Genomic DNA, 19,759 nt, shown 5'->3' with positions numbered 1-19,759 from the left:
CTAGTTGCAAAAGGTCTTTTTGATGCTGTTCTGCAGATCATCTTTGGTTTCCTTCGTCGATACTGTCGGTGCGGCGCTTGCCAGCAGCGGCGACGTGACATTGTTGGGCGTATTGAGCTGGTTGAGCGGGTTGTATTGCTCGCTGATCGCCGGCACGTAGTTGTTTGTGGTCACGATCACCGCAGGCGGCAACACCGGCGTGGTGACAGGCCCGGCCACCAGCACCGAAGCCGGCACCGTCACGCGACCATTCGGCGCCAGCAGCGACACGGGCGCGCCGCGGCTGTTGATGCGGACCGTCTCGGCGGCGGTCAGGTCGCCGTTTTTCGCCAGCACGTTGATGCCGCCCGTCGCTTGCACATCGAGTGTGGCGGCGCCGGCAAAGGTGACGCCGGTACCGGCCGTGACCGCGATGGCGCGCGCCGCATTGACGCGCGCGCCGTCGCCGAAGGCCACGTCCGTGCTGGCATCGACGGTGACGTCGTTGCCTTGGACGACGCCCTGCACATTGACAGGGCTGTGCGCGATCAGGCTCACATTGCCGCTGTTGGCATTGATCGCATGGCTCTCGATGCCACCCGTGCTTTCGATGCGCACATCGCCCGCACCGGTAGACAGGCTACCCAGCACCAGCACGTCAGGCGCACTGGTATTGGTCAGCGCAATGCCGCCGGCGCCGCTATTGCTCGCGCTGAAGGTCTTGATGCGGTTGCCGGCGTCGTTCAGCACGGTGCCGGTTTGCGATTGCGTGGCCAGGCTGCGGGCAACCACGGCGCCGCTCTGGCTGATGGCGCCTGCGCCAGCGTTCAGGCTGATGGCATTGGCGGTCAGTGCCGCGAAACGCAGGTCGCCGGCGGCCTGGGTCACGGCCAGGTTGCCGCCGATATTGATGGCGCCCGCGCTCTGGCTGAAGCTGTTGCCGACCGTCACGTTGCCGAGGCCGCCCAGCAGTCCGCCGCTTTGCGCATAGTTGGCCACCGTCAACGCGTTATTGACCGACAGGCTGCCGCCGGACAGGTTCAGGCCGCCGCGCGAGGTCAAGCTGTCGAGCACGGTATCGCCGGCCGCCGCCGTGTAGACCACGTTGCCGGTGCTGGCCGCGAAATCGGCCGCCAGCACATTGGCGCCGCTAGGTGCCACGCCGCCTTCCCAGTTGGCGGAGTCGCTCCACAAGCCGCCGGCCGCGCCAATCCAGGTCGACAGCGCGCGCTGCGCAATGCTGGCCTGGGCCACGCCGCTGTTCGATGTCAAGACGTAATTGCCGGCATCGCTACCTGCCAACTGGAAGCCGCTCACCGCCACGGTTTTACCGGTGCCGAAGTTGCGGTCGGCAAAGGTGCCGCTGCCGCCCGCCAGGCTGACCGTATCCTGGCCGATCACGCCCGCCACGGTGCCGCTGACACTGGCCGCTTGCGTGCCGTCATACACCTTGTCGCTGGCGCTGACGCTGGCCAGGGTCAATGCCGCCCGCGCAATGCTGGCGCTGGTGGCGCCGCCGGTGGCGGCGAGCCGGTAATTGCCGGCGTCCGTACCGGACAGGGTCGCGCCCTGCACCGCCACGGCCTTGCCGCTGCCCGCATTCTTGTCGGCAAACGCCGCGCTGGCAGAGGCCGTCAGCACGTCACCGGCGATACGGTTATCGCTGATCGTCACCTGCGCGCCGATCACACCGTCATACACTTTGTCGATACCCGTATAGCCCAGGGTCAAGGCACGCTGCGCGATGGTGGCGGTGGCGCTGCCGCTGGTCGAGGCCAAGGTGTAGTTGCTGGCGTCGGTGCCAGACAGGCTGGCATTCTGCACCGTCACGACTTTGTTGCTGCCAGCGTTCTTGTCGGCAAACGCGCCGCTGGCCGTTGCCGTCAGCACGTCGCCGGCAATACGGTTGTCGGTGATGCCAACTGTGGCGGCGGTACTGCCGTCATAGGTCTTGCCTGCGGCAGTGAAGCCCAGCGCCAGCGCGCGTTGTGTGATGGTGGCGCTGGTGGCGCCAGTGGTCGAGTTCAATACATAGTTGGCCGCGTCGGTACCGGACAGGCTGGCGTTCTGCACCGTCACGACCTTGTTGGTGCCAGCGTTCTTGTCGGCAAACGCGCCGCTGGCCGTTGCCGTCAGCACGTCGCCGGCAATACGGTTGTCGGTGATGCCAACTGTGGCGGCGGTACTGCCGTCATAGGTCTTGCCTGCGGCAGTGAAGCCCAGCGCCAGCGCGCGTTGTGTGATGGTGGCGCTGGTCGCGCCGGTGGTCGAGTTCAGTACATAGTTGGCGGCATCGACACCGGACAGGCTGGCGTTCTGCACCGTCACGACTTTGTTATTGCCAGCGTTCTTGTCTGCAAACGCACCAGTAGCCGTCGCCGTCAGCACATCGCCGGCCACGCGGTTGTCGGTGATGCCCACCGTGGCGGCGGTGCTGCCGTCGTAGATCTTGCCAGCCGCCGCAAAGCCCAGCGCCAGTTCGCGCTGGGTAATGGTGGCGCTGGTGGCGCCGGTGGTCGAGGCCAGCACATAGTTAGCCGCGTCGCTACCGGACAGGCTGGCGTTCTGAATCGTCACGGCCTTGTTTGCGCCCGCATTTTTGTCGGCAAACGCAGCAATTGCGGTCGCCGTCAGCACGTCGTTCGCGATACGGTCGTCGCTGATCGCCACGGCAGCGCCCTTGCCGCCATCGTAAATCTTGTTGACACCGGCAAAGCCCAGGTTCAATTCACGCTGGGTGATATCGGCCTTGACCTCGGCGCCGACATTGGCCAGCGTGTAGTTGGCCGCATCCGCGCCGGACAGGCTGGCATCTTTTACCGTGACGATTTTCCCCGTACCCGCATTCTTGTCGCCAAACGCAGCATTGGCCGTGGCTGTCAGCACGTCGTTGCCGATGCGATCATCGGTGATGATCACTGAGGCCGCCGTGCCGCCATCATAGGTTTTGTTGACACCGGCAAAGCCCAGATTGAGCACGCGCGCCGTAATATCGGCACTGGTGCTGCCTTTGCTGTCGCCGAGAATATAGTTCCCCGCGTCACGGCCGGCGAGATTGCTGCCTGTGACGCTGTAGTCGACGACCTTGCGCGTTCCCACATTTTTGTCGACAAAACTGGCTGCTGCATTCGACAGCTGTACCTGGTCGTCGGCGAACAGACCGTCAAACGTGCCGCTGAGACTGGCCGCCACAGTGCCGTCGTACACCTTGCCGGCCGCGCTGGCCGTGGCCAGTGCCAGGCTGGCGCGGCTGATCTCGGCCGAGCCGGTGGCGGTATCGGCCAACGTGTAATTGCCCTTGTCGCTGCCGGCCAGCGACACGCCAGTCGCATTGACGCTCTTGCCGCTGCCGGCATTCTTGTCCGTGAACTTCACGCTGCCGCTGGCACTGACCGTATCGCCCGCCACCGCATTGCCCAGCGTGAAGCTGGCGCCATTCAAGCTCAGTTTGCCATCGTAGACCTTGCTGCCGCCGACGCTGGCCGTCAAGGTACGTGGCGTGATATCGGCCAGGCCGCTGGCGGCGGGCGCCAGCGTGTAGTTACCCAGTTCATTGCCCACCAGGTTGACGCCAGTAGCGTTGATAGCTTTGCCAGTGCCAGCATTCTTGTCGTCAAACTTCACGCTGCCACCAGCGCCCAGGCTGGCAGCGAGCGACTCGCCGGCAACCACATTCGCCAGGGCAAAACTGGCGCCGTCCAGATTCAGGCCACCATCGTAGACCTTGCTGCCGCTTACGCTGGCCGTCAGCATGCGCGGCGTGATGGCCGCCGTCGCCGTACCGTCCGTCTTGGCCAGCGCATAGTTGGCCGCGTCAAGGCCGGACAGGCTGGCATCTTTTACCGTAACGATTTTCCCCGCACCCGCATTCTTGTCGCCAAACGCAGCATTGGCCTTGGCTGTCAGCACGTCGTTGCCGATGCGATCATCGGTGATGGTCACTGAGGCCGCCGTGCCGCCATCATAGGTTTTGTTGACACCGGCAAAGCCCAGATTGAGCGCGCGCGCCGTAATATCGGCACGGGTGCTGCCTTTGCTGTCGCCGAGAATATAGTTCCCCGCGTCACGGCCGGCGAGATTGCTGCCAGTGACGCTGTAGTCGACGATCTTGCGCGTTCCCACATTCTTGTCGACGAAACTGGCGGCCGCATTCGACAGCTGTACCTGGTCGTCGCCGAACAGACCGTCAAACGTGCCGCTCAGACTGGCCGCCACAGTGCCGTCGTACACCTTGCCTGCCGCGCTGGCCGTGGCCAGTGCCAGGCTGGCGCGGCTGATCTCGGCCGTGCCGGTGGCGGTATCGGCCACCGTGTAATTGCCCTTGTCGCTGCCGGACAAAGACACGCCAGTCGCCTTGACGCTCTTGCCGGTGCCGGCATTCTTGTCCGTGAACTCCACGCTGCCGCTGGCACTGACCGTATCGCCCGCCACCGCATTGCCCAGCGTGAAGCTGGCGCCATTCAAGCTCAGCTTGCCATCGTAGACCTTGCTGCCGCCGACACTGGCCGTCAGGGTCCGTGGCGTGATATCGGCCAGGCCGCTGGCGGTGGTCGCCAGCGTGTAGTTACCCAGTTCATTGCCCGCCAGGCTGATGCGGGTGGCATTGACGGGTTTGCCAGTTCCAGCATTCTTGTCGTCAAACTTCACGCTGCCACCAGCGCCCAGGCTGGCGGCGAGCGACTCGCCGGCAACCACGTTCGCCAGGACAAAACTGGCGCCGTCCAGATTCAGGCCACCATCGTAGACCTTGCTGCCGCTTACAGTGGCCGTCAGCACGCGCGGCGTGATGGCCGCCGTCGCCGTACAGTCCGTCTTGGCCAGCACATAGTTGGCCGCGTCAAGGCCGGACAGGCTGGCGTTCTGCACCGTCACCGTCTTGCCAGCACCCGCGTTCTTGTCGGCAAACGTGCCGGTTGCCGACGCTGTCAGCAGATCACCGGTCACACGATTATCGGTAACCGTCACGGCAGCAGTCGTGCCGCCGTCATATACCTTGTTGACACCGGCAAACGCCAGGTTCAGGGTGCGCTGCGCGATATCGGCCGTGGCCGTGCCACCGGTATTGCCCAGCGCATAATTGGCCGCGTCAAGGCCGGACAGGCTGGCATTCTGCACCGTCACGGTCTTGCCAGCACCCGCGTTCTTGTCGGCAAACGTGCCTGTTGCCGACGCTGTCAGCACATCACCGGTCACGCGATTGTCGGTGACGGTCACGGCAGCATTGGTAGCGCCGTCATATACCTTGTTAACACCGGCAAACGCCAGGTTCAAAGCGCGCTGCGTGATATCTGCCGTGGCCGTGCCACCGGTATTGCCCAGCGTATAGTTAGCCGCGTCAAGACCGGACAAGCTGGCGTTCTGCACCGTCACCGTCTTGCCAGCACCCGCGTTCTTGTCGGCAAACGCGCCGGTTGCGGACGCTGTCAGCACGTCACCGGTCACGCGATTATCAGTGACTGTCACGGCAGCAGTCGTGCCGCCGTCATACACTTTATTGACACCGGCAAACGCCAGGTTCAAAGTGCGCTGCGTGATATCTGCCGTGGCCGTGCCACCGGTATTGCCCAGCGCATAGTTGGCCGCGTCGGTACCAGATAGGCTGGCGTTCTGCACCGTCACCGTCTTGCCAGCACCCGCGTTCTTGTCGGCAAACGTGCCGGTTGCCGACGCTGTCAGCAGATCACCGGTCACACGATTATCGGTAACCGTCACGGCAGCAGTCGTGCCGCCGTCATATACCTTGTTGACACCGGCAAACGCCAGGTTCAGGGCACGTTGCGTGATATCGGCCGTGGCGGTGCCACCGGTATTGCCCAGCGTATAGTTGGCTGCATCGGTACCGGACAAGCTGGCATTCTGCACCGTCACGGCTTTGTTGGCGCCAGCATTCTTGTTGGCAAATGCGCCGCTGGCCGTTGCCGTCAGCAAGTCGCCGGTCACACGGTTATCGGTGACTGTCACGACGGCAGTCGTGCCGCCGTCATATACCTTGTTGACACCGGCAAACGCCAGGTCCAGGGTGCGCTGCGTGATATCGGCCGTGGCCGTGCCACCGGTATTGCCCAGCGTATAGTTGGCAGCGTCGGTACCGGACAAGCTGGCGTTCTGTACCGTCACGGTCTTGCCAGCACCCGCGTTCTTGTCGGCAAATGCGCCGGTGGCCGTTGCCGTCAGCACGTCGCCGGCCACGCGGTTATCGGTGAGCGTCACGGCCGCCGCCACGCCGCCATCGTAAGTCTTGTTGACGCCGGTAAAGCCGAGATCGAGCGTGCGCGCCGTGATGCCGGCGCTGGTCTTGCCTGTGCTGGTATTGAGCACATAATTGCCCGCGTCGCTGCCGCCCAGGTTGCCGCCTGCCACGCTGTAGTTGACGTCCTTGCCGGCGCCCACGTTCTTGTCGACGAAATTGGCCGAGGCGCCCGACAGCTGGACCTGGTCGGTGCCGAACACGCCTTCGAAGGTCGCGCTGAGGCTGGCGCCGGTACTGCCATCGTAGACTTTGCTGGCGGCGCTCACGCTGGCCAGGCTGAGGCTGGCGCGGCTGATCTCGGCCGTGCCGCTGGCCGTTTCGGCCAGGCTGTAATTGCCCAGTTCATTGCCGCTCAAGGCCAGGCCGCTGAGATTGACGGCCTTGGCGGTGCCGGCATTCTTGTCGACAAATTGCGCGCTGCCGGTCACGCCCAGGGTGTCGCCACTAACCGTGTTACCCAAGCTTAAGGTCGCGTTGGCAAACCCCAGCTGGCTGTCATACACCTTGCTGCCACCCAGGATCACGCTCAGGGCGCGCGGCGTGATGGCCAGCGTGGTGGTGCCGGCATAGCTGATGTCGTACTTGGTCGACCACAAGCCGCCCAGCGCGTAGTTGCCGACATTGAGGGCGTTGCCGTAGCTGGCGGTGCCGCTGGCGCCAAGATCGCCATTGAGCAGGCCGACATAGCCGAGCGTGTCAACGCCGGCCACCTGGCCGTCATAGACCCGGCTGGCCGCGCCGCTGGCGGTGACCTGGAGCGGCGTCAAAAAGGCCTTCAGCATCGGCGTGGTATAGCCGTCGTAGATGCGCCAGACGGCGTTCTCGCCGAAATTGAAGCCGCCGAAGCTGCTTTGCTTGTTCATGTCGGCCGTACTGCGCCCGGTGGAGCCGCCCTGGTCAAAATAAGTACCGGCGGTTTCGTAGTTGAAGAAGGCCGGCCCCACGCCTGCGCCAGGATCGGCGCGGCCCACCACGGCGCCCAAGGTACCGGAGTTGACGCCATTGCCCGATACCGTGCCGGAAAAATACAGGCGGCTGGCGCTGCTGCCCGCCACGCTCCAGCCGATCACGCCACCCACGTTCTCGCGTGTGAGCGTCTGGTCGCTATTGCTGGCCAGGCCGATGGCGCCGGCGGCATAGGCATCGGCGATGGTGCCGCCGTTGCGTCCGACCAGGCCGCCGACATTCGCGCCGCCGCCCACGCCACCGGTGGCGTAGGCCTGCGAAATGGCGCCGTCATTATTGCCGACCAGGCCACCGATCTTTTCGCCTGGGCCGGTGACGGCGCCACTGGCGCGCGCCACGCTGATGCTGCCGTCGCTATTGTTGGAACCGACCAGGCCGCCAATCGATGAACCGCTGACACTGCCGTTGCCCATGCCGCCGGCCAGGCCCGTCACATTGCCAGTGGCGGTGGCATTGCTGATCGTCCCGCCATTGGCGCCCACCAGGCCACCGACATTGGTGTTGCCGCTGACGGCCATGCTGCTGCTCACATTGCTGAGCGTGCCTTCGCTGTTGTTGCCCACCAGCGCACCGACATTGTTGCCGCCGGTGACGCTGCCGCCCAGCATGGCCAGGTTGCGGATGGTGCCGCCCTGCAACCTGGCAAACAGGCCGCTGCCAAAATAGGATGAATTGGCGCTGCCATTGATGACCAGGCCCTGGATGCCGTGATTGCCGCCGTCAAAGATGCCGGTGTACGCATATTCGTCGCCGCCGAACAGCGGCGTGAAGCCGGCGCCCCCGTTCCAGCTGGCGGTGCCGCTGGCGTCGATATCGCCCGCCAGCAGATAATTCTTGTTGTTGATCTGTTTGCCGACGCCTTGCAGGCCGTACACATCGGCAATCTGATACGGCGCCGCCACGCTGCCGTCGCCGCCGGTGGCGCGCAAAAAGGTGGCGTTGCCAATGCTGAAGCCGTTGGCAAAGAAAGCGGGCAGGCTGGCGGCGTTCTGTTCCCAGTTGCCACGATCGAGCAGGAAGTTGCCGCCCACGTTGACGGCGCCAGTGGCATTGATGGAGCCGCCCGACAGGGTCAGGTCCTTGGCCACCGCCAGCGCACTGTTCAGGTTGATGCCGCCGCCACTGTTCAAGGCCAGCGTATTGAGGGTCGTCAGGCCTGTCAGGTCGAGCCCGCCCTTTACATCGAGTGTACCGGAAAACTCGCTGCTGCCAATCGCAATCGTCGGCGCAGCAATGGTGCCCAGTTCGGCCGTGCTCAGGCCCAGGCTGGTACCGCTGTCGGCGGCGCTAGTGCCCACTTCGATGCTGCCGTCATTGCTGCGGCGCCGCAGGTTGACCGTGCCGTTCGATGCGGTCGAGATCGATTGCGCGGCGCCGCCCAGCGTCATGTTGTCGGCCACCAGGCTGACCGTGCCGCCCGCGTACAAGCCGCCGCCGGTATTCACGCTCAAGGCGCCGCCGGCCGTGGCACGCAGGTTGCTGCCGTCCTGGCGCAGGGCCACCATGTTCGACACGGTCAGGTTGCCGCCGGTTTGCAGGTTCAGGCTGCGCACACCTTCGGTCTCGGCCAGATTGACCAGGTCGACCGGCGCACTGACGGTCAGGTTGCCCGCCGTCGCGCTACCGATGGTGACGGTATTGGCGGAAATCTGGTTCAGCTCGGTATTTGTCAGGCCCAGGCCATTGCCGGGTTTGCTTCCCACGGACACCTGGCGCCCATCGGTCAGCGGCTTGGCGATCACTTCGGCATAGCCGGTGGCGCCACCAAAAACGAGCCTGCCACCAAAGCTGATGTTATCGGCCTGCAAAGTTACCAACTGGCCATAGGCGCCGCTGCCAAGCAACTGGTCGCCGCCGCCTCCCAGATTGATGCCACCAAGCGCGTCACTGGCGCGCAAGGTCAGGTTGCCATTACCGACATTGACCCAGCCCGAACCATTGCTGGTAATGCTCGCGCCCGACAGGTAAGCCGCGCCGCCATAGGTGTTGATGGGTGCGTGCAGGATCACATCGGAGCCGAGGCCATAGGCGCTGCCGCTGGTAGCATCGTTGGCCGACAGCGTAATATTGCCACCCTGCGCGCTGATCGCCGCATTGACGACGATGGACTCGCCGGCCAGGGCCGTCAGTCCAACGCCCGACTTGACGATATTAATCGCGCTGGTAAACGTGATGCGGTGCGTGGCCTGCAGGGTTACATTAGTCTGTGCCGACGAAATGGTGCCGGCGCCAATGGTCGAGCTGCCAGTGGCTGGCCCATCGGCAAACTGGTCGAAGTTCTCCAGCTGGCCACTGGAACTGGACACCACATCGATATCGTAGGGGTCGAGCAACCAGTTACCGCGCTTGCCACGCGACGCGCCGGTATCGATGCGGATGCCATCGACGTCCAGGTAGTGGCCCGAGGTTTCCACCAGGCCACCGTTGCCGGACGCGGCGCCGCCACGCGCCGAAATACTGCCGTACACGCGCGCCGTTTCATTGCCCCAGACGATGACCTTGCCGCCATCGCCGTTGACGATCGCATCGGCCTTGATGCTGGCGCCGCTGTCCACCGCCACCTGGCGCGCATTGGGAATGGCAGCATTCTTGCCTTGGTAGTCGCCACCCAGCAGCACCGTGCCGCCCCCAAGGGCGCCGCTGGCGTCGACCTGGGCATTGCCCAGCACGCCGACCTGCTCGCCCAGCACCGTGACCTCGCCGCCCTTGCCCGCCGTGTTGCTCGCGGTGGTGACGCTGCCGTTTTCCAGCAGCGCCTTGCCGGTCGCTTTCAGCACGATCTTGCCGTTCTCGCCGAGCACCGCGCTGTTGGCATTGAGCACGCCGCGCTGGTTCAGCAGCGCGCCGGCCATGCCGATGCGCCCGCCCTGGGCCACGATCTGGCCCACATTGATGGCCTGGTCCGCAGGGGCCGACAGCACCACGCGCAGGTCCGGGTTGGCGGCGTCGGCCAGTTGCACGCTGTGGCCGGCGGCCAGCAGCACGTCGCCGTTGGGCGCGGTGATGATGCCGCTATTTTCCACGTTCGGCGCGATCAGCAGAATCTGCCCGCCGCTGCCGGCGTTGATGGTGCCCTGGTTGAGGACGGCGCCGGCCCTGTCGCCGGCATTGAAATTCATCTTGCCGGCCAAGAAATCCTGGTTCGACAGCGCCAGGCTGGACGCCACCAGGCCCGCCACGTCGACCCGCGCATCACGGCCGAACAGCACGCCGTTCGGATTGATCAGGAACACCTTGCCGTTCGATTGCAGCGCGCCAAGGATCTTGCTGGGATCTTGTCCGGTGATGCGGTTCAGTACGCTGCTGCCGGCGTTTTGCTGGACAAAGCGCGTGATTTCGCCCTGGTTGACCGAAAAACTCTGCCAGTTGATGATGGTGTTGGGCGTGTTCGTGATCGTAAACAGATTGCCCTGCTGGTTGAACGTGGCCTGGCCATGCACCACTTGCGGCAAAACCGGATTGGCGTAGGCCGCATTGAAGCAGGCGGCGATCAGCAAGGCGAGCGCGGTGCGGCGCAGCGGCGGCTCGAAGGGGCCGCCGGCAGGCACGGTGCGCAATTGTTTTTGTTTGGTCATGATGTGGTTATCCTTGATGCTCAGTACGACAGCGCAACTCTGAAATGCAGGCGGTTGGCGTCGCGGCGCCCCGTCTGGCCGGCATTGACCACATGCGCATAGTCCAATTGCAGGTTGGCGTAGCGGTTCAGCAGGATGCGCAGGCCCAGGCCGGCTGAACCGATCGCCATGCTGTCGATTTCGCCGGGCAAGGCATGATTGCGGCGCACCCAGGCCGTGTCATAAAACGCCAGCGCGCGGCACTGGTAGCCGCCATCGCCGCACCAGTTCGGCGTGTACAGTTCCAGGTTCAGGTTGGCGCCGCTATCGTTCGCCACTTCGCGCTCGAGGAAGCCGCGCACGGTGGCCGCGCCGCCGACGCCGAACTGCTCGCCCGGCACCAGCGCATCGGGCGTGTACTGGCCGTTGAACAGCGCGCGCCATTGCCAATCGTTTTCCAGCACCTGGCTATAGTTGCCGCTCAAGCGCAAGGTGCTGTAGCCGGCCTTGGCCCCCAGGCGTGCCAGGGTGAAATCCTGCTGGCTGCCATTCTTGCCGCCGGGAATATTGCGCGCCAGGGTCAGGCCCACGCTGGCCTCGCCGCGCGGCAAGCTCCAGGCGCCGATATACGCGATGCTGACCGGGTGCACCGTCACGTCGGTGCCCAGCTCCATGCCGAAGAACTGCAGGCTGTTGCGGTAGGCCTTGAAATCCAGGCCATACACCAGTTTCGGTTCGTAGTTGTCGCGCTTGCCGAAGTTCTGGTTGTAGCGCGCGCCGGCGGTGGTGCCGCGGCCGCTGACGGCCAGGTCGACAATGCCGGCCGCGACACTGCCTGAATCGACGTTCGAATAGCTGGCAAAAAAGTCCAGCGAATCGCCCAGCGCATACAGCGGCACGTGGTAGCCGAGGCCGTACACGCCGACCTGGTTGGCGTGCTCGAGCGAGGTGGTGTATTGCAGGCTGGCCACATGATCGCGGCCCCACAGATTGGCATGCTGCAGCACCACGCCGGCGTGGGTCTTGCCGGAGTCCTTGCTGCCGGTATTGTCGAGGTTGAGCGTGGCTTTCCAGGCACGTTCGTCCGCCACCGCGATGCTGGCGTCGACCGTGCCGTCGACCTCGCCGGTGGCCAGCTTGACTTCCATCTTGCGCGCCGGATTTTCATTGGCCAGCTTCAAACTTTGCCCCAGCGCCGGCATGTTCGGCGTCTGCCCTTCGACCAGGGCCGGCAAGGCTCGCCGCACATTGGCCTGGTCGACATGCTGGTTGCCGGTAATGGCCACCTTGCCGACCTGCGTCTGCATGACCTCCAGGCGCACGGCGCCATGATCGAGTTCCTGCTCCGGCAAAGCCACCAGCACCATGGTGTAGCCACGCGCGCGGTAGGCGTTTTCCAGCGCCTCGACGGCTTGCTGGATGGCGCCAAAATCGCGCTGCCGGCCGGCAAACGGCGCCACCAGCGATTGCACCAGTTGCGGCCCCAGCAAGGTGTCGCCGCTGACCTCGTAGCTGGCGATATCGAACAGAGGGACGGCACTGTCGGCAACCGGGGTTTGGGCGTTCGCGCGTGCCGCGCAGAACAACAGCGCGGAACCTGCAAGCAGGCGCACCAGACGATAATTCATGTGTGAGAGTTCTTGTGGTTGCATGGCCAGCCAGGCGTGTCTGGACCATCAATTGATTGAAGGCAAAGTTTAGACGGATTCTGATTCTCAGTCAGATATTTCTGTGCTAGCGATGGTTATTTTGTCTCGAAGCTGGTGACGCCATCCCAGTCCGCTCCGGGCGGCGTGGCGCGATACTGGCGCAGCCGCTCGGCGTACAGCCGGCGCAGGCCATCGTCTGGCAGTTCCAGCAAGATTGCCCCGGCGCCATCCCAGTCGCGTGCGCGCAACAGTTCCAGCAGGCGCGACCAGCGCGCCAGCAGCGCCAGTTCAACCGCATCGGCCTCGTCCAGCAAGCCGCGCGGCTCGTAGATGGCCACCGGTTCGGTCTTGCCTTTCACGCGCACGCGGTCCAGTTCGCGGTAGGCAAATTGCGGCGCCTGCGCACGCGTGAATTCGCTCACGGCAATCCCCACGCCATACACCTTGGTAATGCCCTCCAGGCGCGCCCCCAGGTTGACGGCGTCGCCCATCACGGTATAGGCGCGGCGGATGCGCGAGCCCATGTCGCCCACATGCATCAGGCCGCTATTGATGCCGATGCCGATCTGCAGCGCCGGCCAGCCACGCGCCTGGAAGTCCGTGTTCAGGCGCGCTGCGCTGCGCTGCATCAGCAGGGCGCTGGCCACGGCCCGGCTGGCATGATCGGAAAACGCCACCGGCGCGCCCCAGAAGGCCATCACGGCGTCGCCGATATATTTGTCCAGGGTGCCGCCGTGGCTGTCGCGGATGTCTTCCGACATGGCGGTCAGGTAGAGGTTGATGTATACGCGCAGCTCCTGCGGCGTCATCTGTTCCGAAATGGCGGTAAAGCCGCGCACGTCGGCAAACAGCACCGTCAGCTCGCGGCTTTCGCCATCCATGCTGTAGCGGTCGGGATTGTCGGCCATCTGCGCCACCAGTTCCGGCGCCACGTACTGGCCGAAGCGCGACACCAGCGCCCTGCCCTTGCGCACTTCGAAGAAATACCCCCAGGCCAGGTTGGCGACGAACAGCGCCGCGATCAGGAGCAGCAGCACGGCAGCATCGAGCGCCGCGTCGAAGCCGTGGTACAACCACCAGTTCAGGCCCAGCGCGCCGGCCAGCGCCGCGCTGGCCAGCAACACGGCCGCCGCCGGCGTGGCCAGCGCCAGCGCGCAGCCCAGCAGCAAGCCCACCAGCACCACCTGGCCGAACTCGATCGCGAGCGCATAGTCGGGACGCGACTTGAAATGGCCGTCGAGGATGGATTTGATCAGGTTGGCGTGCACTTCCACGCCGGGAAACTCGGCATTGACGGGCGTGGCGCGAATATCGTTCAGGCCGGCGGCGGTGGTGCCCACCAGCACGATGGCGCCGTGCAGCACCTCCGTCGGCACCGCTCCCATCAGCACGTCGGCGGCCGACACATAGCGGAAGGCGCCGCCGTCCGGGCCGCCATTGCCGCGAAACTGGATGGTGGTGGTCAAGGCTTCGCCGACCGGGATATCGAGGCGTCCGCGCGGCGTAAACACGGCGATGTGGTCCAGGCCGCCATGCTCGCGCTCGGCCTCGGACAACTTGTCGGTGGTCTGGCCGAACGCCGGTGCGATCGCGCGCGCCTTCAGGTACACGCTGGCCGTGGCCAGCGACAGCGACGGGTAATACGCGTCGCCGATGCGCTGCAGCAGGGTCGACGAGCGCAGCACGCCGTCGCTGTCGGTCAGGGCCGTGAAGATGCCGGCCCCTTGCGCCGCCTGTTGCAGCTGGGCCAGGTTGGCCTCGTAGCCGGGCGCCGTAAACGCCGTCACCGTGCGTCCGTTCAGGTCGCTCACCGTAAAAGCAGGCTTGGGCAGCACGCCTTTCTTTTGCCGGTCAGACACGCTGTAGCCCAGCACCACCGGCTGGCCGCGCATGGCCTCGGCAAACAGGGCGTCGTAATCCATCTGCGGCCGCAATCGTTCGAGCTGGCTGCGCAGGCCCGGCACGCCGGCCAGTTCGCCCTTGGCCAGGTCGGCCAGCACCTCATAGCCGGAACTGGTGTCGGGCTCGGGAAACGAGATATCGAAGCCGACCGCGGCCACGCCATAGTGGCCCGTCAGTTGCGTCACCAAGCGCGCCTGCACGTCGCGCCCCCAGGGAAAGCGGCCAATCTGGTTCAGGCTTTTTTCGTTGATATCGACGATCACGATGCGCGTGTCGAGCTGCGGGGCTTCGACGCGCATGCGCATGTCGCCCAGCATGGCGTCCAGCCGGCCAAGGGTATCGGCGCCGAACAGGCCGATGCTGGCGCTGGCGGCCAGCACCGTCAACAGCGCGCCCAGCAGCAGCCGCGCGCCATGCTTTTTCAGTGCCGCAAACCAGCGCATCAAGGCACGTAACCGGGAATGGCCGCCTCGTCGACGGCGTCGATCTGTTCGGGATGCATATGCTGCCGGGCAAACGCCAGGTACACCTTGCTGCGGATAAACACGTCGAACAGGTCGGGATCGATATGGCCGTTCAGGCTGAAGTGGCCCAGGATGCGCAGCGACTCGGACAGCGACTTGCCCTTTTTATAGGGCCGGTCGCGCGCCGTCAGCGCCTCGAAGATATCGGCGATCGCCATCAGCCGCGCCGGCACCGACATCTGCTCGCGCGTGAGGCCACGCGGATACCCCTTGCCGTCCATGCGTTCATGGTGGCCGCCCGCGTATTCCGGCACCTTTTGCAAATGCTTGGGCCAGGGCAGCGCTTCGAGCATGCGGATCGATACCGAAATATGGTTGTTGATGATCTTGCGCTCGGCATCGGTCAGGGTGCCGAAACGAATCGTCAGGTTTTCCAGCTCATTGGCCTCGAGGAAATCGCGCTCGACACCATCGGGGCCGGTCCAGCGCCGCGCCGCGATCGCGCGCACCCGCTCCTGGTCCGCCGGCGACATGCCTTCGCCGCCGATATTGGCGTGACGTAAAAAGTCGCGCTCCTCGCGCAGCAAGGTTTGCTGCTCGCGCAGGACCAGTGCGATCTCGCCAGCCTGTGCCGGTGACGCCAGTTGCGCCTTCAATGCAGCAATTTCCGCGTCGCGCAGCAGCACTTCGAAGCGCGTGTCGACCAGGTGGATGCGGTCATGGATGGTTTCCAGCTTGGTGGCCTTGTCGACCACATGCACCGGGGTGGTGATCTTGCCGCAGTCGTGCAGCAGGCCCGCCAGCCACAGCTGCTTGCGTTCGTTCTCGCTCAGCTGGAAACCGGCCATCGGGCCGTGCGTGGTGGCGTGCACGGCGTCGGCCAGCATCATGGTCAGCTCGGGCACGAACTGGCAGTGCCGGCCCGTGTAGGGCGACTTTTCATCGATGCCGATATTGATCAGGTTGACCAGGGATTCCAGCAACTGTTCCAGCTGGCGCAGCAGCAATTGATTGGTCAGCGCCACGGCCGCCTGCGCCGCCAGGGCCTCGATAAAGCGCTGGTCGGTGGCGGAAAACGCCTGCACCGCGCCGGTCTCGCGATCCTGGGCGTTGATCAGTTGCAGCACGCCGATCAGCTCGCCTTCATGGTCGCTCATCGGTACCGTCAGGAACGACCTGGAACGGTAGCCATAATGGCCGTCAAAGGCGCGCATGCCCGAGAAATTGAATTCGCCCGACTGGTACACATCGTCGATATTGACCGACACCCGGCGGTGCGCGGCATACGCCGCCACCGACGCCAGATTGGGTGCGCCGTCTTCCTGCCACAGCGCCACGCCCGGCACGCCGACCGCCACGCCGGCGCTGGCGCCCTGGCGCAGCCCCAGGCTGTCATTGATACTGATATGAAATTCCAGGCTGCGGCCATCGGCGCTGGGGCGGTACAAGGTGCCGCCATCGGCGCCCGTCATGTCCTTGGCGACCAGCACGATGCGTTCGAGCAGGGGCGTGATATCGCCGCCGTGCAGCATGCCTGCCGCCGCGCCACGGCCCAGTTCGACGCTCAGTTCAGTCAGCTGGTCGAGCCGCTGGGCAATTTGCTCGGGGTGCAGCTGGAGCATGGTGGAGGACTGGGGAAGTGGCAACAACCGCCAGTGTAACGTTGCCGGCTGCCGGCTGTACATTACAAAAAGGCAACAACTGAAAATAGATTTCCGAAACACAACAACTATTAAAAAATGCCGTTTCGTGTACGACAATTAGAATAGAATCAACAATCGTTACAGTATAACAAGGCAGCGATGAAATTCACCTTCAGGGGCGTGCGCGGTTCGATCCCCTCGCCCGGCCCGCACACGGTGCGCTACGGCGGCAACACGACCTGCATCGAAGTACGCACGGCCGGCGATGCCCTGCTGGTACTCGATGGCGGCAGCGGCCTCTTCGCCCTGGCCGGCGCACTGCCGCCAGGACCGGCGACGGCGCACATCCTGATCACCCACAGCCACTGGGACCATATCCATGGCCTGCCGATGTTCGCGCCGCTATTCATCCGCGGCAGCCGCGTGCGCCTGTATGGCGCGGCGGATGCGGCCGGCAATGGTATCGAGCACGTGATGGCCACCCAGCTGCAGAACAATTATTTTCCCGTCAGCGAAGCGGCCATGGCGGCCGAGATCGACTACCGCACCCTGGCCGTCGGCGAGCGCGTGGCAGTGGCCGACGCGGTGGTGACGAACGCCGAAATGAACCACCCGGTGATCAACCTGGGCTACCGCATCGAGTCCGGCGGCGCCTCGCTGTTTTTCAGCGGCGACCATGAACCGTTTGCCAATCCACACGCCAGCGGCACGCCCGAGCACGCCGCCTGCGAAGCCGTCATCGCCCAGCGCCAGGGCGCCATCGACAAGGCGATTGCCGGCGTCGACGCCTTGATCATGGACTGCTCGTACACGCGCGAGGAATACGCGAACAAACGCGGCTGGGGCCACGGCACCTTCGACGGCGCGTTCGAGCTGGCCCTGCGCTGCGGCGCCAAACGGCTGTACTGCACCCACCATGAACCGGGCCGCAGCGACGACCAGCTGGAAGCCGTGTTTGCCGACGTGATGGCGCGCTTTGCGGGGCGGCTGGGACCGCTGCAGGTCTTCCTGGCGGCGGAAGGCATGACGGTGGCGCTGGCGTAAGCTCTGTGTATGTTGGGTAACGAACGGTCAGGCCGGCGCCAGTGGGCCATGATGAATGCCTGTTTATTCAAGGAGACCGTCATGACCCAGCAAAGCGAAAAAGCGCGCGAACAGCAGCAGCGCGAAGATCAGCAAGCCCAGCATGAAGCGAACAAAAGCCGCCAGCAGGCCGAGCAGGACAAGGGGGCGATCCGCCAGAATGACGGCCTGAAACCGCACCAGGGTGGCGACAAGGGCCCACGCGGCCAATAAGTCTTGATCACCAGACAGGCGCCGCGGCGCCTGTTTCATTTGGCGCTCCCCCATGAAAAACCTGCTGACCATTGCCGGCCTGGCCCTGCTCTCTGCGCTGGCGACCGCCCTGCTCGCCTTTATGGCGCTCGAACTGATGCCGTGTTCCTGGTTTGGCGGCCATTCCGAAGGCGCTTGCGGCTACGGCGCCGTATTTGCCGTGATGGGCGCCGCCCCCATCGTGTTCCTGGTGCTGTTGGTGCTGCTGTGCATGGGGTATGCGCGCCGGCGAGGCAAACAGGCGCAGATCGGCCAATAAAAAAAGGGAGCCTGGACGGCTCCCTTTTCAATCGTGAAGGTACTTCATCACATGATGTGGTGGCCGATCCACCAGGCCACTGCGGCAACAAAGGCCGATGCCGGAATCGTGAAGATCCAGGCCCAGACGATATTGCCCGCCACGCCCCAGCGCACGGCCGACATTTTTTGCGACGAACCGACGCCGACGATGGCGCCGGTGATGGTGTGCGTGGTCGACACCGGGATGCCCAGCGCGGTCGAGACGAACAGGGTGATGGCGCCACCGGTTTCGGCGCAGAAGCCGCCCACCGGTTTCAGCTTGGTGATCTTCTGGCCCATGGTCTTGACGATGCGCCAGCCACCGAACAGGGTGCCGAAGCTGATCGCCGTGTAGCACGAGATGATGACCCACATCGGCGGCATGGCGTCGGCCGCGCTGGAGTAACCTGCGGCGATCAGCAGCATCCAGATGATGCCGATGGTTTTTTGCGCGTCATTGCCGCCGTGGCCCAGGCTGTAGGCGGCGGCCGAAACCAGTTGCAGGCGGCGGAACCATTTGTCGACCTTGCGCGGCGTCGAGCGCACGAAAATCCACGAGACGATCAGCATCATGATCGAGCCGAACACAAAGCCCAGCACCGGGGCGATGACGATAAAGGCGACGGTTTTCCACAGGCCGGCCGCGACCAGCGCGCCGGTGCCGGACTTGGCGACGGCGGCGCCGACCAAGCCGCCGATCAGGGCGTGCGAGGACGACGACGGAATCCCGTAATACCACGTAAACAGGTTCCAGAAGATGGCGCCCATCAGCGCGCCGAAGATCACGTACTGGTCGATCACCGCCGGGTCGATGGTGCCCTTGCCCACCGTGGCGGCCACGGTCAGCTGGTGAAACACGAAAATGGCGACAAAGTTGAAGGTGGCGGCCATGGCAACCGCGGTCTGCGGTTTCAATACACCCGTCGAGACCACCGTGGCGATCGCGTTGGCGGCATCGTGGAAGCCGTTCATGAAGTCAAACAGCAGTGCGAGGACGATCAACAGGCCTAGCACGTAGATGCTGATTTGTATGGTCATTGGTATGTTCTTTTCTGATTCTGGTTCAGGACAGGCCCAAACGCTTACGCGTTTTCGACGATGATGCCTTCGATAATATTGGACACATCTTCGCAACGGTCGGTCACGGTTTCCAGAAGCTCGTAGATCGCCTTCATCTTGATCAGGTTGCGCACGTCCGGCTCGTCGCGGAACAGCTTGGACATGGCGGCGCGCATCACGTGGTCGGCGTCCGACTCCAGGCGGTCGATCTCTTCGCAGATGGCGACGATCTTGCGCGAGTTGTCCATATTGTGCAGCAGGGCGACGGCGTCGCGCACTTTTTCGGTACAGGCCAGCACCAGTTCGGCCAGGCGCTTGGCTTCCGGCGTGACGGCTTTCAGGTCATACAGGGAAACGGTTTGCGCCGCGTCTTCCAGCAGGTCCAGGATGTCGTCCTGGCGCGTGATCAGCTGGTGGATGTCGTCGCGGTCGATCGGCGTGATGAAGGTCTTGTGCAGCATTTCGACCGTGGCGTAGGTCACCTTGTCGGCCTGTTTCTCGATGCTCTCGATGGCATGCACGCGGTTTTCCAGGTCGTCGAAATTGGTCATCAGGCCAAGCATCTCTTTGGCGCCCTTGACGCATAGTTCCGCGTGCTGGTTAAACAATTCAAAAAACTTGCCCTCAGTGGGCATCAAGCGTCCAAACATGTCATTCTCCGTTAAGCATTGAGTCGTGT

At 64.2% G+C, this 19,759-nt stretch carries 9 protein-coding genes; 3 read left to right on the top strand and 6 right to left on the bottom strand.

What is annotated here, in order from left to right; all coding sequences use genetic code 11:
• The 4 genes from ACP7B7_RS01785 to ACP7B7_RS01770 form a co-directional block, all read right to left on the bottom strand.
• Positions 1-10,770 (bottom strand): beta strand repeat-containing protein, encoded by a 10,770-nt coding sequence (locus ACP7B7_RS01785; RefSeq protein ID WP_426075555.1) that lies wholly within the window; start codon positions 10,768-10,770, stop codon positions 1-3.
• A 20-nt stretch (positions 10,771-10,790) separates the two neighbouring features.
• A complete protein-coding gene (locus ACP7B7_RS01780) occupies positions 10,791-12,377 on the bottom strand; it encodes a ShlB/FhaC/HecB family hemolysin secretion/activation protein (RefSeq protein WP_426075554.1) in 1,587 nt (528 codons plus the stop codon).
• A gap of 116 nt (positions 12,378-12,493) precedes the next feature.
• A complete protein-coding gene (locus ACP7B7_RS01775) occupies positions 12,494-14,743 on the bottom strand; it encodes a CHASE2 domain-containing protein (RefSeq protein ID WP_426075553.1) in 2,250 nt (749 codons plus the stop codon).
• Positions 14,743-16,386 (bottom strand): HD domain-containing phosphohydrolase, encoded by a 1,644-nt coding sequence (locus ACP7B7_RS01770; RefSeq protein ID WP_426075552.1) that lies wholly within the window; start codon positions 16,384-16,386, stop codon positions 14,743-14,745. Before ACP7B7_RS01770 ends, ACP7B7_RS01775 begins: the two co-directional genes overlap by 1 nt.
• A gap of 180 nt (positions 16,387-16,566) precedes the next feature.
• Between ACP7B7_RS01770 and ACP7B7_RS01765 the strand changes: the two genes are divergently transcribed.
• The 3 genes from ACP7B7_RS01765 (at position 16,567) to ACP7B7_RS01755 (ending at position 18,001) form a co-directional block, all read left to right on the top strand.
• Complete coding sequence (locus tag ACP7B7_RS01765; RefSeq protein WP_426075551.1) at positions 16,567-17,451, top strand: MBL fold metallo-hydrolase; 885 nt, start codon at positions 16,567-16,569, stop codon at positions 17,449-17,451.
• Between the two features lie 81 nt (positions 17,452-17,532).
• The gene (locus tag ACP7B7_RS01760) at positions 17,533-17,703 is read left to right on the top strand and encodes a hypothetical protein (RefSeq protein WP_165829518.1); all 171 of its coding nucleotides are present in this window, start codon (positions 17,533-17,535) and stop codon (positions 17,701-17,703) included.
• Positions 17,704-17,755: 52 nt separating this feature from the next.
• Entirely contained in the window at positions 17,756-18,001 is a 246-nt protein-coding gene (locus tag ACP7B7_RS01755) for a hypothetical protein (protein ID WP_308925160.1), read from the top strand.
• Between the two features lie 47 nt (positions 18,002-18,048).
• On the opposite strand, the gene ACP7B7_RS01750 is transcribed toward ACP7B7_RS01755, so the two are convergent.
• Both ACP7B7_RS01750 and ACP7B7_RS01745 read right to left on the bottom strand, forming a co-directional pair.
• Complete coding sequence (locus ACP7B7_RS01750) at positions 18,049-19,059, bottom strand: inorganic phosphate transporter (protein WP_308925159.1); 1,011 nt, start codon at positions 19,057-19,059, stop codon at positions 18,049-18,051.
• Between the two features lie 44 nt (positions 19,060-19,103).
• Positions 19,104-19,730 (bottom strand): DUF47 domain-containing protein, encoded by a 627-nt coding sequence (locus ACP7B7_RS01745; RefSeq protein ID WP_065310472.1) that lies wholly within the window; start codon positions 19,728-19,730, stop codon positions 19,104-19,106.
• Positions 19,731-19,759: the final 29 nt, after the last annotated feature.

Source organism: Janthinobacterium sp. PSPC3-1 (genome assembly GCF_049896105.1).
Taxonomy (GTDB): Bacteria; Pseudomonadota; Gammaproteobacteria; order Burkholderiales; family Burkholderiaceae_D; genus Janthinobacterium.
Note: the sequence above shows the minus strand (reverse complement) of the source record. Positions and strands in the feature narration are given on the sequence as shown.